General features: G+C 66.6%; 12 protein-coding genes. 1 reads left to right on the top strand and 11 read right to left on the bottom strand.

Annotated elements, in window-relative coordinates; genetic code table 11:
* Window positions 1–83: 83 nt before the first annotated feature.
* The gene (locus OCH239_RS01300; protein WP_037257516.1) at window positions 84–863 is read right to left on the bottom strand and encodes a 3-hydroxybutyrate dehydrogenase; all 780 of its coding nucleotides are present in this window, start codon (window positions 861–863) and stop codon (window positions 84–86) included.
* Window positions 864–1,257: 394 nt separating this feature from the next.
* On the opposite strand from OCH239_RS01300, the gene OCH239_RS01295 reads away from it, so the two are divergent.
* Entirely contained in the window at window positions 1,258–3,003 is a 1,746-nt protein-coding gene (locus tag OCH239_RS01295; RefSeq protein ID WP_084782060.1) for an extracellular solute-binding protein, read from the top strand.
* Window positions 3,004–3,086: 83 nt separating this feature from the next.
* Here OCH239_RS01295 and OCH239_RS01290 read toward each other — a convergent pair whose 3' ends face one another.
* From OCH239_RS01290 to OCH239_RS01245, 10 genes are all read right to left on the bottom strand, one after another.
* Complete coding sequence (locus tag OCH239_RS01290) at window positions 3,087–4,349, bottom strand: lipopolysaccharide biosynthesis protein (RefSeq protein WP_037257512.1); 1,263 nt, start codon at window positions 4,347–4,349, stop codon at window positions 3,087–3,089.
* A gap of 157 nt (window positions 4,350–4,506) precedes the next feature.
* Window positions 4,507–5,724 (bottom strand): polysaccharide biosynthesis/export family protein, encoded by a 1,218-nt coding sequence (locus tag OCH239_RS01285; RefSeq protein WP_037257510.1) that lies wholly within the window; start codon window positions 5,722–5,724, stop codon window positions 4,507–4,509.
* A 62-nt stretch (window positions 5,725–5,786) separates the two neighbouring features.
* Window positions 5,787–7,472 carry a hypothetical protein gene (locus tag OCH239_RS01280; RefSeq protein WP_157577769.1) on the bottom strand — a complete coding sequence of 562 codons (1,686 nt, stop codon included), beginning with the start codon at window positions 7,470–7,472 and terminating at the stop codon, window positions 5,787–5,789.
* The gene (locus OCH239_RS01275) at window positions 7,469–8,467 is read right to left on the bottom strand and encodes a hypothetical protein (protein WP_157577768.1); all 999 of its coding nucleotides are present in this window, start codon (window positions 8,465–8,467) and stop codon (window positions 7,469–7,471) included. The genes OCH239_RS01280 and OCH239_RS01275 overlap by 4 nt, the downstream gene beginning before the upstream one ends.
* On the bottom strand, window positions 8,464–9,726 hold the full coding sequence (locus OCH239_RS01270) for an O-antigen ligase family protein (RefSeq protein ID WP_157577767.1): 1,263 nt from the start codon (window positions 9,724–9,726) through the stop codon (window positions 8,464–8,466). Before OCH239_RS01270 ends, OCH239_RS01275 begins: the two co-directional genes overlap by 4 nt.
* Before the next feature lie 88 nt (window positions 9,727–9,814).
* The gene (locus tag OCH239_RS01265; RefSeq protein WP_037257502.1) at window positions 9,815–11,110 is read right to left on the bottom strand and encodes a lipopolysaccharide biosynthesis protein; all 1,296 of its coding nucleotides are present in this window, start codon (window positions 11,108–11,110) and stop codon (window positions 9,815–9,817) included.
* A 4-nt stretch (window positions 11,111–11,114) separates the two neighbouring features.
* Window positions 11,115–12,005: a sulfotransferase family protein gene (locus OCH239_RS01260; protein WP_037257500.1), complete on the bottom strand. Its 891-nt coding sequence runs from the start codon at window positions 12,003–12,005 to the stop codon at window positions 11,115–11,117.
* Window positions 11,998–12,771, bottom strand: coding sequence for a sulfotransferase family 2 domain-containing protein (locus OCH239_RS01255; RefSeq protein ID WP_037257497.1), 774 nt, complete (start codon window positions 12,769–12,771; stop codon window positions 11,998–12,000). The genes OCH239_RS01260 and OCH239_RS01255 overlap by 8 nt, the downstream gene beginning before the upstream one ends.
* A 69-nt stretch (window positions 12,772–12,840) precedes the next feature.
* Complete coding sequence (locus OCH239_RS01250) at window positions 12,841–13,740, bottom strand: sulfotransferase family protein (RefSeq protein WP_037257495.1); 900 nt, start codon at window positions 13,738–13,740, stop codon at window positions 12,841–12,843.
* The gene (locus OCH239_RS01245) at window positions 13,740–14,852 is read right to left on the bottom strand and encodes a glycosyltransferase family 4 protein (protein ID WP_037257488.1); all 1,113 of its coding nucleotides are present in this window, start codon (window positions 14,850–14,852) and stop codon (window positions 13,740–13,742) included. Before OCH239_RS01245 ends, OCH239_RS01250 begins: the two co-directional genes overlap by 1 nt.
* Window positions 14,853–14,934 lie beyond the last annotated feature (82 nt).

The following is a 14,934-nucleotide window of genomic DNA, read 5'->3' as shown; positions in this document are numbered from 1 at the left end:
CGGGCCGCGCCCTTCTTCTTGGGACAAATACTCCGGGAGCGCGAGGGCAGAGCCCTCGCACCTTGCAGCGGACGTGCCGCGGATCAGAGCGCCGTCCAGCCGCCGTCGACGCTGATCGTCGTGCCGGTGATCTGGTCCGCCGCGGGCGAGCACAGGAACACCGCCGTCTGCCCGAGCTGACCGGTCGTCGCGAATTCCTTCGACGGCTGCCGGTCGAGGATGACCTTCTCGATCACCTCCTCCTCGCTCATGTTGTATTTCTTGGCGGTGTCGGGGATCTGCGCCTCGACGAGCGGCGTCTTGACGTAGCCGGGGCAGATCGCGTTCGCCGTGATCGGCTCCTTCGCGGTCTCGAGCGCCACCACCTTGGTCATGCCGACGAGCCCGTGCTTGGCCGAGACATAGGCCGACTTGTAGGGCGACGCGGTCAGCCCGTGCGCCGAGGCGATGTTCACGACGCGGCCCCAGCCCGCCTCACGCATCATCGGCAGCGCCTCCGCGGTCGTGTGGTAGGCGGCCGAGAGCATGATCGCGATGATCGCATCCCACTTCTCGACCGGGAACTCCTCGATCGGCGCGACGTGCTGGATGCCGGCGTTGTTCACGAGGATGTCGCAGCGCCCGACCTCGCGGATGAGGCCCCGGGCCTCGTCCCCCTTCGAGAGGTCCGCCTTGACGTAGCGCGCGGTGACGCCGTGCTCCTTGCCGAGATCGGCGGCGAGCTTGTGGTCCTCCTCGCGGTCGGTGAACGAGTTGATCACCACGTCCGCCCCAGCCCGCGCGAGCTCGTGCGCAACGCCGAGCCCGATGCCCGAGTTCGATCCGGTGATGATGGCGGTCTTGCCCTTCAGGCTCTGTGTCATCGCGAATGCCTCCGATGGAAAATCTGCACGCGGACCCTGCGGTCGCTGCACGTGCAAAACAAGAGGCCTGCGGGAAAAGGTCCCTGGACATGGGGGCTCGCGTACAACCGCGCGATGTGCGATGGGTCGCGGCAGACAAAAAAAACGCCGGCACAAGGCCGGCGTTCAGTTATTGAGGCAGGTTTCATACAGGCAAGAAACCTATCGAGCAGTGCTTCATACATAGCCCCTCCACCTCAGGAAGCCAAGCTAAAAGTTTGATTGCGTGGAAAAGCAGGCGTAGAGACGAGACCCAGAGGCAAGAGACTTGAGGAGTGCAGCCCCGATGAACCTGGCTTGGAGTGGTCACGTGCGCCGACTGGCCGGCGCCCTCTGCCTTTGCGCCTGCCCGATGATGCTTTCGGCCGAACCGCAGCACGGCATCGCTATGTATGGCGAGCCGGAACTGCCACCGGATTTTGTGTCGCTGCCCTATGCCAATCCCGATGCGCCCAAGGGCGGCGGCATCACCGTGGGCGAGGTCGGCAGTTTCGACAGCCTCAATCCGCATATCCTAAAGGGCACCGTGCCCTGGCAATTGCGCTTTCTCACCTACGAAAGCCTGATGGGCCGCAGTTACGACGAGCCCTTCACGCTCTACGGCCTGCTCGCCGAATCGATAGAGGTCGCCGAGGACCGCTCCTGGGCCGAGTTCACCCTGCGCGAGGAGGCCGAGTTCTCGGACGGAACGCCGGTGACGATCGAGGACGTGATGTGGTCCTACGAGACGCTCGGCACGCAAGGGCACCCGCGCTATCTCGGCACCTGGGCCCAGGTCGAGAGCATGGAGCAGACCGGCCCGCGCTCGGTGCGCTTCACCTTCTCGACCGACAACCGCGAGCTCGCGTTGCTCATCGGCATGCGCCCGATCCTCAAGAAGGCGCAATGGGCGGACGAGGACTTCACTCAATCGGGACTCGACACGATCCCGATCGCGACCGCGCCCTACACGATCACCGACTTCGAGCCCGGCCGCTACGTGGAGCTGACCCGCAACCCCGATTACTGGGGCAAGGACCTGCCCTTCATAAAGGGTCAGGCCAACCTCGACACGATCCGCATGGAGTTCTACGCCGACGCGCAGGTGCTCTTCGAGGCCTTCAAGGCCGGTCAGATCACCTCGATCCGCGAGACCAATGCCGAGAAATGGGCGACGCAATACGACTTCCCCGCCGTCCAGTCCGGCGAGATCGTGAAGTCCGAGATCCCGCACAAGCGCCCGACCGGCATCACCGGGTTCGTGATGAACACCCGCCGGCCCGCCTTTTCGGATTGGCGCGTGCGCGACGCGATGATCCATGCCTTCAATTTCGAGTTCATCAACGGGACGATGACCGGCGGCCGCCAGCCCCGCATCACCTCGTATTTCTCCAATTCGCTCCTCGGCATGGATCACGGGCCGGCCACCGGCAAGGTCGAGACGCTGCTGAGGCCGCACGCCGATTCGCTGGTGCCCGGCGCGCTCGAGGGCTATTCCCTTCCCGTGGGCGACGGCTCGGCGCGCAACCGGGCGGGATTGCGCAAGGCGATGGCCCGCATGGAAGAAGCGGGCTACACCGTCGAGAACGGCGTGATGACCACGCCCGAAGGCAAGCCGCTCTCGTTCGAGATCCTCCTGCCGCAGGGCAATGCCGAGGCGGCCTCGATCATCGACATCTACGTGCAGGCACTCGACCGGATGGGCATCGACGCCCAGGTCAGCCTCGTCGACCCGGCGCAATACAACCAGCGCACCAATGCCTTCGACTTCGACATGACGTACTACACGCGGGGCCTTTCGCTCTCGCCCGGCAACGAACAGAAGCTCTACTGGGGCTCCGCCGCCGCCGAATCCGAGGGCTCGCTCAACTGGATGGGCGTGCAGTCGCCGGCCATCGACGCGATGATCGACGCGATCCTGACCTCTGAGAGCCGCGAAGGGTTCGTCGCCGCGACCAAGGCGCTCGACCGCGCGCTGACCGCCGGCCGCTACGTCATCCCGATCTACCAGTGGACGGAAAGCCGGATCGCCCACGACGCGAACCTGCATTATCCGGACAGGCTGCCCATTTACGGCGACTTCATCAACTTCCACCCCGACGTGTGGTGGTACGAGGAATAGAGCCGAGACCGCCTCACTTCGCAGACCGATGAAGCTGTCGGCAGACCGCCAGACGGGACTGATGCCGCCTGGCCGCGCCCGTCCTACGGCGTCGTGGCGCCGTCGGGTGCGGGCTGGGAGCGGACCAGCATCGCAGCCGTGACGACGACCAGGACCGATGCGGCTACCGCCAGCCCGAGCGCCGCGCCCTCCATGCCGAACGCCGCGATCGCGAGATAGCAGCTTGCCGCCAGAAGGGCCGCGTAGATCGCCCGATTGGCTGCCTGGATGCCGAACCGGCGCTGCGCCATGAGCCCGGTCTGCAGGACCGAATACGGCATCGTCAGGGCCATAGCCACGAACATCAGCGACAGCAGTCCGGCATGGGCCGAATAGTCCGGGCCGAACGCGATGCTGAGCGCGGCCGGGCCCAGGGGCACCGCCAGGACGGCGGCCACGAGCGAGACCCCGCAAACGATGACCGAGAGGCGTACGAGCAATGCGTAGAAATGCGCGACGCGCCGGCTTTGCCAATCCTCCGCCAAGCGACCGAGAATGGCCTGGTTGACCGATTGCTGCAGCGTCGTCGCGGCCTGGTAGACGTAGGCGATCGTCGTGAAGTAGCCGAGCGCTTCCAGCCCCGCCATACCCGCGAGCAGGAGACGTGGCAGCCCCGTGCTCACATGCACGAGCAGGCCCTCGATCCCGAGCGGCAGGGACCCGAGCGCAAGACGCCGCAGCCGGTCGAGGGCCGGCCGGCCGATGCCTTCCGCGGAGCGTTCGAGGCCCACGGCGCCCGGCAGATCGAAGACGAGGCACACCGAGAGCCACGCCAGGAACATGCCGGCAAGCGCGGCCTGCACCGAGCCGCCCGGGATGAGGATCGCCGCCGAGACAGCAACGCTGCCGACACTCCGGAGCATCATCGAGCGCGCCATCAGTTCGAGGCGACCGTGTTTCTGGAATACCCCGTAGGCGAGGTCCGATACCGCTTCGGTGGCCTTCGCCAGAGCAAAGGCGATCAGGATCAGACGGCTTACGGGGTCGGGCATCAGGAGCCACGCGATCGCGAAAACGACCAGAAGCCCCAGGATCGTCGCGATCAGACGCAACGCAAGGAAGTCGACGAAGGCGATCCTGCTCCAGAGGTCGGTCGCGGTGTTGTAGCGCAAGCCGAGGTTGAAGAAGAAGAACACCGGAGTGGCGATGGCGCCGGCCAGTCCGAAGCGGCCGATATCCTCGACGCTCGCATGGCGGGTCAGGAGCGCGAGGAGCGCGAATTGCCCCAGAACGTAGACGAGCTGGCCGCTCATGGCCCAGCCGATCATGTTGCCCAGCGCGCCTGAGGCTCTGATGTCGGGTCTCATGGCCCTCCTCCGGTCAGGCGGCAATGGTCGATCGATTGTCGCGGTCGGGACCGGGATGGCCCAGACCGCCGGCCCTGCTCTGCTCCGCCGCCTTCACCAATACGGGGGGCGCCGTCTTCATGCCGCGCCACCGGGAGCCCCGCGCTGAGGCCTCGCCCTAGCGGATCGCCGCCTCCGACGCCCGGAGCGTGAATTCCAGCACGTCGCCGGGCATCACCGGCTCGTCCAGATCGGCCGACCGGGGCGTGGTGCCGTCCGACGAGGTGCGGAACAACCGGACCTGCGGCGGCGTCCGCTCGTCTCCGCCCTCGGGCTCGTACGTCGCGAGATAGCTCTGCAGGGTGCGGTACTGCGCTTCGGCCTCTCGCAAGTCCGAGGTCTTTTCCTCGATCCGCTCCAGCAGATCGATCTGAGCCTCCGCCTCTTCGGACTCGAGGCTCTCGCGAAGGCGGGCGATCTCCACACGCAGCTCCAGCAGGTTCTCGCTGGTCTCGAGCGCACGCGACGAGAACTGCAGCAGATCGTAGCGTGCATCGTCCTGCGCGGTGGCCGTCGCGACGCCCCGGTCGGCGAGATCGCGTACCCGTTCGAGGTTGCGCTCCGCCACGCGCACCGTCTCGGCGCTGACCTCCTGCAACTCGACGAGCTTGTCCTCGCGCTGCCCCAGGATCTCGAGCTGCGTCGCGGTGGTCTCCCGCGCGCTCTCCCGGGCATCGAGACGCGCCTGAAGCCACGTCGTGCCAAGTGCGGTCTCGGGCCCGTCTTCCGCGTCGGAAGCACCGACATCGCCCGGAGCCGCCAGGGCCTCCAGATCCGCCGTCAGGCGTTCGATGTCGGCGCGGAGCGCCATGATCTCCTCGCGTGCGGCATCCTGTCGGGCCAGCGTCTCGGCCATGCGGAGCCCGTTCTCGTCCTCGAGCCGCCTCGGTCCGCCGGCCATCACCCAGGCCTGCCGGATGGTCATGCCGGGACGGAATTCGATGTCCCCGACCAGCGCGGAATCGCCCGACACGTAGATCGGCCTGTAGCGTACCACATCGACCAGAATCTCGCTTGCGGAGACGCCTCGCCGTGCGTTGGTGTCGCCCCCCATCGGGAGCAGCATGGGCGCGCCGCGCAGATGCGCTTCCAGCGCCTCGCGGAATTCCGCGATGGTGCGCCCGCCAGCAGTGAGCGTGCCCACCAGCGGCAGAAATACCGATCCGTCGCCGCCCACCGGCACCTCCCGGCGGGTGTCCGGCAATCCCACGATCGAGAACGACAGAACGTCGCCGGCGGCCAGCTTGGGCATCTCGGCCCCGGTCTGCGCAATCCCGGCGCCTGGCGCCAGAGCGATCAAGAGGAGGGCAAGGGCCCTGATCGTCCAATTCGGCATGTGTCCAGCTCCTGTCCTGCCGGCATGCGACCGACGGATGACGTCGGCCCTGCCGAGCATGTTCATCTTTCGCACCGGGCGATCTCGTGCGCGCCGCGCGATCCGGCCCCGATCAGCGTCAGGGTCGATCCCGGTGTCATTTCGAAATCCTTGCCCCCCGCGAGCCGCAATACGTCCGTATCCCGGACCACGACCGCTCCCTTCGGGGAACACAGCGTCCCAGTCTGCCCGGGCTCCAGATCGACGCGGCGCAGACCGGCCGAAGCCGTCGGCGCGAGGTCGATGAACCCGATGTTCCGCATGTCGAGTACGCCGTCGATGATCTCGGCCGCCGGGGCGCCGGCCTCCGCCTGGACGGCGAGTGCCGAAGTGCGCTCGCGCGGCTCTCGGTCGTCCGCCAGAAAGCGAGCGCGGTCCGCCGTTGCCGGCCACCGAAGGTCGCCGAGATCTATGGTTGCCATCGGATGCCCGGGGCCCGCGATGCGCAGGTGCCGGTAATCCGCACCGCCATGCACCGGCTCGGCCTGCGGGAGGATGTCGCCGCGAAGGCGCAGATACGATCCCGGTCGCTGCAGATCGACGACGCACCAGTGCCCGCGATCCCGGCCTGCATAACGGACATTGAACATCGTCGCGATGCTCAGCGTACCACGCGAATTGACGCCCAGCGCGGCGCGGTGCTTCGTCAGCCCGGCCTCTTCGGCACCGGCATCCGTGACCGTGATAAAGCCGTCCCCGACCCAGGTCTGTGACGCATAGACCCGCAGATCGAAGGAATTGCAGCGGTGCAGGCGCAAGGCGCGGCGGGTGTGCGGAGAGCCGTGCAGCTTCAGCGCAGACCCGTTGCGCAGGATGGCGGCGCCTTCGATGTTTATTCCGTATCTGTCCCGCTCCGTCGTGCCCGACAGCACGATGTCGTTCGGCCCCTTGTTCCGGTCCCTGTGCTGCAGGTGGTTCTGCGCATAGGTGCCGTCTTCCGAGCCGCACTCATAGGTGACGATGTCGATCTGCGCGTTGTTCGCGCCCTCGATCTGCCAGGCGCAGCCGTCGATGAACCGCCCGAAGCAATTGGCGATCGTCATGCGGTTGGACGGCCCGATCCGGATCCCGTTGCCGCGCGGCCGCTCCTGGCGAGTGCCGGTCACCATGATGTTGCGGAAGGTGGGAAAGGTGATGCCGCCCCCGTCGTCGAAATCCCACATGAAACGTCCGGGTTGGGGATCAGCTGGGGAGACCTGCCCTCCTCCGACCATCTCGAAGGCGACCGGCGACCGCTCCGGAATGCGCGGGAAGACGGCGGAGCCACTGCGGATCGGCTGCGACATCCGTATGACGCCACCGCCTCCGGCAATGACGTGACGTGTGAGCGCGACAAGCGCGGCCGCCACCCTGTCGCCCGGGGTGTCGGGGAACACCCCAGCGGCCCGGACATCCTGGCAGCTCTGATGCGCCAGCCTGCCGACATGTCCATTCCGGAGCGCGATGGCGCAGATGTCGTCGGGGTTCCCCGTCGCGGCGACCTGCCACAGCGCGCCGCCACCATCGAGCGCCTCGCGCCGGCCCAGCAGCACAACGACGTCACCGGGCGCGAGCCCCTCGGCATCCGCGAAAGCCGCGGCGCTGTCGAACACGTGAAGACCCGCCCGAGCGCTGTACGCCTCTGCCGTCGATGTCGAGACCGCGCCGAGGACCGCCGCCGCCAGCACGCTGTCGACCATCAACTCCCGCCTGGAGAGACCTGATTTCATTGCCGTCCCTCCTCTGCTGAGCCACCCTGCGCCGGAAAAAGCTGACCTTCGAGGTCGGCGGTCAGATCCTCGATGGCCTCGAGATCTTCGCCGCTCAGCAGCTCCCGCCAATAGCTGTTGGCCGATGCGACCGACCGGTTCCAGTCGTGGACCACGGACGAGTCCGCGCTGGCATCCGCGGCCGCCTCTGCCCGGCGCTCCAGAAAGCGGGCGATTTTCCCGGTGAAGTCCAGCCCGGCATGAGCGAAGGCCATGCGGTAGGTCGCCATCTCGTCGGCTTCGAGCGAGGGCGCGGTGACGATGCACACGCGATCGAGCACCTGCTCCCTCAGGAGCGGCAGGTAACTCATCCGCCAGATCAGCGCCCCCGAGACAACGGGATCGCTCGCCCTGTCCAGCCAGCGCTCCGAGACGGGATCGCGCCCGAACCGGGCCGTCCAGCGGGGATGGATCTCGGCCGCGCGCGAGGTCCAGCCAAGCCTCTTGTAGCTGCCGGCATGGGCCTGCGGGCGCCGGATGGTGACAATCACCGGCAATCCGCGCTCCACGAGGTCGGGGACCAGCATGATCGCGTGCGGATCCTTCCAGATCACATTTCGAACCCAAGGTTGCAGCCGCCCCAGGCGGAAGCTCTGCAGCGTTCGGCTGCCGATCACACGCGACCGCAAGGTCGCGGCAGCGCCGGGGCGCGTCTGCGGTTTGAGCGGCCCTCGGAAGGCCGCTATCCTGGCGAGGATGAGGCTCAAGTCCTGCTCGTTTGGACCGTCGGTCGGTCCGGTCATCGGAAAGCGGTCCGCCACGTCGCGCAGACCGGTCGGGCCGAGCGGCTCGTAGGCGGCGAAGGAGTGAGGCGCCATCGACAACACGTTGCCGACCGGCGTGGTCGCAGACCTCGGCGCCCCCGTCACAAGGACGACCCGGCGACCGGCGAAGGTCGTCGTGTCGCCCTCTGCCGGACGGCCTGCGTCGATGCGCTGCACCTTGTTCATCGTCATGCCTTCCATGCGAGCGCGGCGTCTCGCCGTCTTGGCGCCGCCCCTCGCCTCGTGGGCTCGTCGATCACTGCGCCTTGCGATTGAAGCTGGCGCAGCGCGGCCAGCGCGAAGCCCAGCGCAAGAATGCCGGGACCGGTCGGCAACCCGCCCGCACCGCCGACGAGGCTGCGCAGAACGAACAGGATAGGAAGGCACGCCAGCATCACCATCGGTGGCGTCACCTCGCGCTCCGTGAGGAGGAGCCGGCATCCCTTGAGCGACAGACCCGCCGCCAGCACGAAGACCGCCAGCGACAGCACGCCGCCCGCGACGCCGACCGAGACGAAGGAGAACAGAAAGAAGTTGTGGATCGAATGGCCGGAGACTTCCACATACCCCGTCCCGAGCCAGATATGCCGGTCCATTAGATCGAGGGCTGCGGTATATTGCTCGATCCGCTGGTCCCGCGAGCCCGTGTCATCGGCGACATTCGCGACCAGGTACTCCGAGATGCCGCCCGCAAGTGCCATGCCGCCCAGCAGGGTCAGGCCGACAAGCACATAGATCTGCCAGAACCCGCGCACGCGCATCACGGCGACGAATCCGAAAATCAAAGTGGAAGCCGCTGCCGCGAGCACCGCCGAGCTCGAGAAGATCGTGAACACCATCGCGAGGCACAGCACGCAGACCAGCGCCATCATGCGATTCCCCAGGACGGCGTGGGATCCTGCGATCATGTAGATGAGGACGAAGGCGGCGCAGAGCGCGTTGTTGATCTGGACCGTGATCTCGTCGGTATTGTCGGTGACGAAGGCGTTGTAGATCGGCCGAAGCACCTGGAACGCGAACCGGTCGCGGTCGAGCGTGCGCAGGTAGTCGAGCACGCCGAAAAGCACATCGACGCCCGAGATCATCACCGACAGCGCCAGAAAGCCGAAGATGCCGAGGAACCCTCCGAGGACGGAGATGCGCCCGTCGACACGCGCGATGGTGGCGACCGCGTAGGCGCCGAGGACATGGGCGATTGACATCACCACGATGTCGATCGGGTCCCCCCGGATCATCAATCCGCCGAGGAGAAGGAGGAGCAGCAGAAGGAGAACGTTCAGGACCGGAATGCTGCGGAAGCCGCGCTCGGGGAGGACCCAACACCCGAATATCCCGAGAGAGAACAGGAGCCCGATATTGGAGAGCTCGAGCGATTTGCCCGCAAGGGTCACCACGACCAGCCACTTCGCGCCGACAGTGCCGAGCATGACGCAGGTCAGAACCGGTCCCAAGAAATGTCTCTCCGCCCTGAGACCGACCATCATGGCCGCCCCGCTCTCCGGCATCGGCCGGACCGGTGCGAGAGGACAGAGCCGGTGCTCATGCCCGTTCTCCGGCAGCGACGTCTCCGACGGCCGCTGCCTGACCCACCGACAGCGCCAGGCGCCGGAAGAAGACGAGGAGAAGCAAGGTGCGCATCACCGCTCCGGCGACAAGCGCCCAGGCCGCCCCTTCGGCCCCCATGCGCGGGACGAGCGCAAGCGCGACCCCCAAGGTCGCCACGAAGCCCGCGGCACTGACGAAGAGGCGATTCCAGTAGGCGTGCCCGGCCGAAAGCGAGAACTGGAGCGGCGCGAAGGCCATCCGCAGCGCGATATAGACCGCCACGATGCCGAAGAGCGTGACGTTCGCGTAATCCGCGCCGTAAAGGATTGTCAGGATGGCCTCTCCCGCAAAGGCCACGGCGATCACGAGCAGCACCCCGAGCCCGCCCGATAGCGCCACGAGCTTCGCGGAAAGCTTCATGAAGCCCCGCGAATTGCCTGTCCTTACAAGACGCCTGAGGCGCGAGGCGGAGGCCGAGCCGATCGAATTGATGACCTGCTGGCTTGCCGTGCCGATATAGGTGATCGCTCCGAAGACCCCGACGGCGGCGAGGTCGACATAACGGTCGAGCACGAGCCGCGGCGCGCTTGCGGAGGCATTGGTCAGGAACCCGGCGATGCCGAGGGGCGCCATCCACAGGAACAGGCGCATCAGCTTTCTCGGATCGGCGCGAAATATCCCGGTGAGGCGGCCCGTCACATCCAACCGTGCCAGAAGCCGGCGGTCGACCGTCAGCAGGACCAAGAGCCATGCCAGAGCTTCCGCGCAGAAGGCCTGCCAGAGGACGCCGGTGGCCCAGAACACCACGCCGAAGGCCGCCAGTCCGGCGATGCCGCGGGTGATGTAGGCGATAGCGATGAAGTCGAGCCGCTGCTCGCGCTGGAAGATCCCGAAATGCATGTTCGCCTGGTTGCCGACGAACTTCACCAGCGTGAACGCGATCGTCGAGGTCTGCACCAGAGTGCCGGCGTCGCTGTAGAGGATGGCCACCAGCGCGAGCACGACCGCGGCGGCAAAGAGCCCGTTGAAGAATTGCAGCGCGAAGTAGTCGTCGCGCCCGAATTCGGTCAGATCGTCGACGGAATGGCCCTCGCGCATGGACATCGCCGCCAGCATGAACAAGGGCGTCGCCAGCGCCGTGGCGATGGTCACGGCCCCCACTTCTTCGGGAGTGCCGAGCCGGGCGACCACGGCGACGATCGCCCATTGCGTGATGGCGAAGATCACGTTTCCGAAGAGGCCGAACGCGAGGTTCGACCTCAGAGAGAGCGCGGGTGCCACGGTCGCCATGCCCCTACCCTGCCCTTTTCCACGGATCCGCATCGACGCCGAGCGCGGAGAGTGCCGCGATATCGGCGGCGAACATCTCCTGCAGGCGGGCCTGCGTTTCCGGCCGCATCGGAGGGTAGCTCTGCGCCTTGAGGTTGCTCTTCAGGATCGTCCGACCGATCCGCGTGCGCAGCTCCCGCGGCAGAACCTTCCGCGCAACCTGCTTGATCGGGTTCCGGCCCGTGACGAATCTCTGCAGGGCCTGGGAGCGCGGCATCGACGCCCTGTTGGCCTGCAGAGCGCCGGAGCCCGAAGAGCTGCGCGGCGGCAGGCCCAGATGCTCGCGGAGCCTCTGTTCGAGCTGGCGCGCATCCCGCAGGTCGGGCTGGGAGAGGATGAGGATGCGGTCGCGCCCGAGCAGGTCGAAGGCCCGTTCGAGTTGCCCCGAATACCGGCCGGCCTCCGCATAGGCATGGCGCCACCACCGACCACCCTCCGCGCGGGCCGCGGCGATCCGCGCGGGCTCGGCCTCGAGGGCGGCCTCGAAGGACAGGTCCTCGTTTCCGAGGCGCCGCTGATGCCAGTAGGCGGAATAGGCCCGTGCCACCGGATCGCGCAGCACGACGACAAAGCGCGCCTCGGGTCCGGTATAGGCTGCGAGCCTCTCGAGCGCCGCGTCGGAGGCGAGGTAGAAGGGGGTCGCATCGCAGCACAGGCGCGCCTCCTGCGCCGGGCCGGAGCCGTAGAATTCCTGCCGGTACCAGTCGATGCCCTTCTCCCACAGCGTTTCGTCGCAGAAGAAATACGTTTCCTTGATGGACGGGACGAAGACCTCCGGCTGTGCGGCCAGAAGGTCCGCCACCGTCGTGGTACCGGATTTCTGCGCCCCGAGCACGAAGACGGACGGATCAGCCATGCATCGCCTCCCAGACGGCGATGTCCGGCGCGCACAGCTCCCGGACCTTCTCCGTCAATTCGGGCGTCACGACTTCCGACTTGCGCGAGGCGGGCTGACGCATCTTGTTCTCGTGTCCGATCTTGACCCGAACGCCGAGCTCCTCGTGCATCCTGCGCCGGAACTCGTCGAGATCGTCGAGCCGGCCGACCACGTCCATGCGCCGGAGGTTCTCGATCGCCAGGGAGATGGCGCGCGACGTCGTCACGTCCTCCTCCTTGGGCAGGCCCGAGAAGTACTCGACATAGGACGCGCCGAGACGGCGCGCGCGCGGCGTCTCGAGGAACCTCTCGAAATCCTCGTCGATGCGGGCGTGGGCACCGGCCTTCCGATAGCTCCAGAAGTAGTGCGACACGAAGCGCGCCACCGGCTCCCGCAGGATGGTGACGAACTTGTACCGCTCTTGGAAGAGATCGTATGCGGTGTTCGAAAAGCGCACGTGCAACGACACGCACCGCACATCCTCGAACAGATAGTAGAGCAGCATCTGCTCTCGCAGATCGAGCACATCCACCAGCATGGCCTCGCGGTCCGTGCGCCCGGTGAAGGCCTCGAAGGCGCGAAAGCTGGACTCGGGCACGACCGTCGCCTGGCTGAGGATGAACCGCTTCCGCAGGGCCCGCCCCACCGAGGTGCCGCCGCATTTGGGCACGTGGTGAAAGACCACGCGCTGCGGCATGAGCCTGTCGTTGACCGCCGCGAGGACCGACTTCGTCCGATCGACCAATCCCACGTTTCCACGCGAGACTGCGCCTGTCGCTAGGAACCGGGTGCCGTTTGTCACACGCTCCACCATTCAGACCCACGCATCGAGATTGACGCCGAAAGTCCGGGCGAGTTTGCGGTTCGACTCCTGGTACTCGCCCCGGAGCTCGGCCAGTGCCGCCCGGTCGGCCGCATCTGGGCCGTCGGCCTTGCGCGTGTTGAGCGCCCTGTAGGCATGGCGCAGCGCGCGATAAAGGCGGCCTTTCGGCAGCCGGCTCCGCAATGCGACATTCACGGATTGCAGCTTCTGGCTGCGCGGCGCGTAACTCTCGTTCTCGGTCCGGAAATCATAGCTGTCGTAGAAGGATGGATCGAGCCCCGCCAATTCCGCAATCCGGCGCATGAGCAGACGCGGATCGCGTGCGAGCTCGTCGAATGTCACAACCATCATGCGCTCGTCCCCCAGTCTCGCACGCCAGCGTTCGAGGTGATGCACATAGGCGGCATTGCCCAGGGCATCGCGTGCCAGTTCGTTGCCTTGGAAATCGTGACTGCGCCCCCGGACCGCCGCCAGAAAGTCGCGAAAGCTCATCTCGGGCGGAACCCAGTTCCAGTTGCCCTGGAAGTACGAGAAGAGCGAAAAGATCTGCGATGACGGCTCGCGCACCACAAAGAGGCAGCGCGGGCGCGTGGGCAGATCCGGAATGTGCTCGAGCGCCGCCGCGCTGTAGAGATAGCTCGGCGTCGACTCGAAGATCACCGAGGGGTGGCTTCCGGGGTCGACCGGAAACTGCGTCTCGTACCCGGCGAGGCCGTTCTCGACGTTGAAGTCGCTCCGGTACATGTGCGTGCCGGGATCGACGAAAAAGTAGGTCTCCTTGTCGCGCGAGCCGACCGCATCGTCGTGATGCGAGAGCCAGGTATGGATGGAGCTCGTGCCGGCCTTTGGCACCCCGGCGACGAAGAGGTTCGGCAAGCGTTCCGTCTCCATCACCCGTGCACCTTCCGGGCAGATTTCTGAGGGGCGACCGGCGCGAGATCCGCCAGAATGGACGCGAACCCCTTCCGGAACCTCTCGAGGCTGAAGCGCCTCTCGTAGGCCTCACGGCAATTCGGCCGCATGCCGCGCAACGCGTCGAGATCGAGGCCTTCGAGGCAGGTTCGGATGCCCTGGCTCGACAGCGGGTAGCTGTGGCCGGTCTTACCCTCTTCGATCAGCCCCGGCATGCCGCTGCGATCGCTCACGAGAACGGGGGTCCCGTTGCGGAGCGCCTCGGGCACCACCAGCGGCAGACCCTCCCATCGCGACGGAACCACCATCGCGTCCGCCGACCGGTACCAGGCATCGATGTCGGCCCGATCGATCCATCCGTGGAGGCGGACGCGGGGCGGCAGCTCGGCCAGGGTCGCATCGTTGTTGACGCTCGCGCCGACCACGTGCAGTTCGAGGTCCTTGCGTTGGGAGCCGATCGCACGCCACGCCTCCAGTAGAAGGTCGAGGCCCTTCTGACGGTCCAGCCGTCCGACGAACAGAAGGCGGATCGCACGGCTCGGCGTGCCCCTCTCGGGCGCAACGTGCGGGGCGCCGTCCAGCGGCTCGGGCACCGCATTCTCGAGGACGACATGTTTGCCGCGGTACCCGCCCTTCTCCGCCAGGGCGCGTTCGCCCTCGGAGACATTGACGACGACATCGGCAAGCCCGCAGAGCGTGCCTTCCACGGATTGCACGATGCGCCGCTTCCAGCTGCCTTCCTCGTAGCGGCTGCAGGCCCACCCATGCGAGCAGAAGATCGCGGTGCGCGAGTCGAAACCGAGGCGCAGCAGCAGAAGCGCCACGAGGGAAAATGTGCTGTGAAAGAAGTAGACATCGGGCTCGATGCGCCGGCGGACGCTCAATGTCGCCCGGATCATGGAGGAGAGCGCGCGGATGCCGCGGCTCGGGTAAGAGTAAGGAACGACCTCAACCTTCGTCCCGACTTGCGAGACATGCGGAGCGGGCGCGACCACGGTGGATCGGGCCAGATCCGCGGAAAATTCGCCGAAAAGGCCGATATACGTCCCGACGCCGCCCTTTGCCGTCTCGCAAATGTGAAGGATCCGCATTTTTGCCTCAATTAGGCTGTTGGCACGAGGGCACGGTTCATGTTCCGCGGGCCCGTGTGATAGGTTCGAAGGTTAGAAGGTG

The organism is Roseivivax halodurans JCM 10272 (assembly GCF_000521785.1).
Taxonomy (GTDB): domain Bacteria; phylum Pseudomonadota; class Alphaproteobacteria; order Rhodobacterales; family Rhodobacteraceae; genus Roseivivax; species Roseivivax halodurans.
This window is presented reverse-complemented; position numbering and strand designations above follow the sequence as displayed.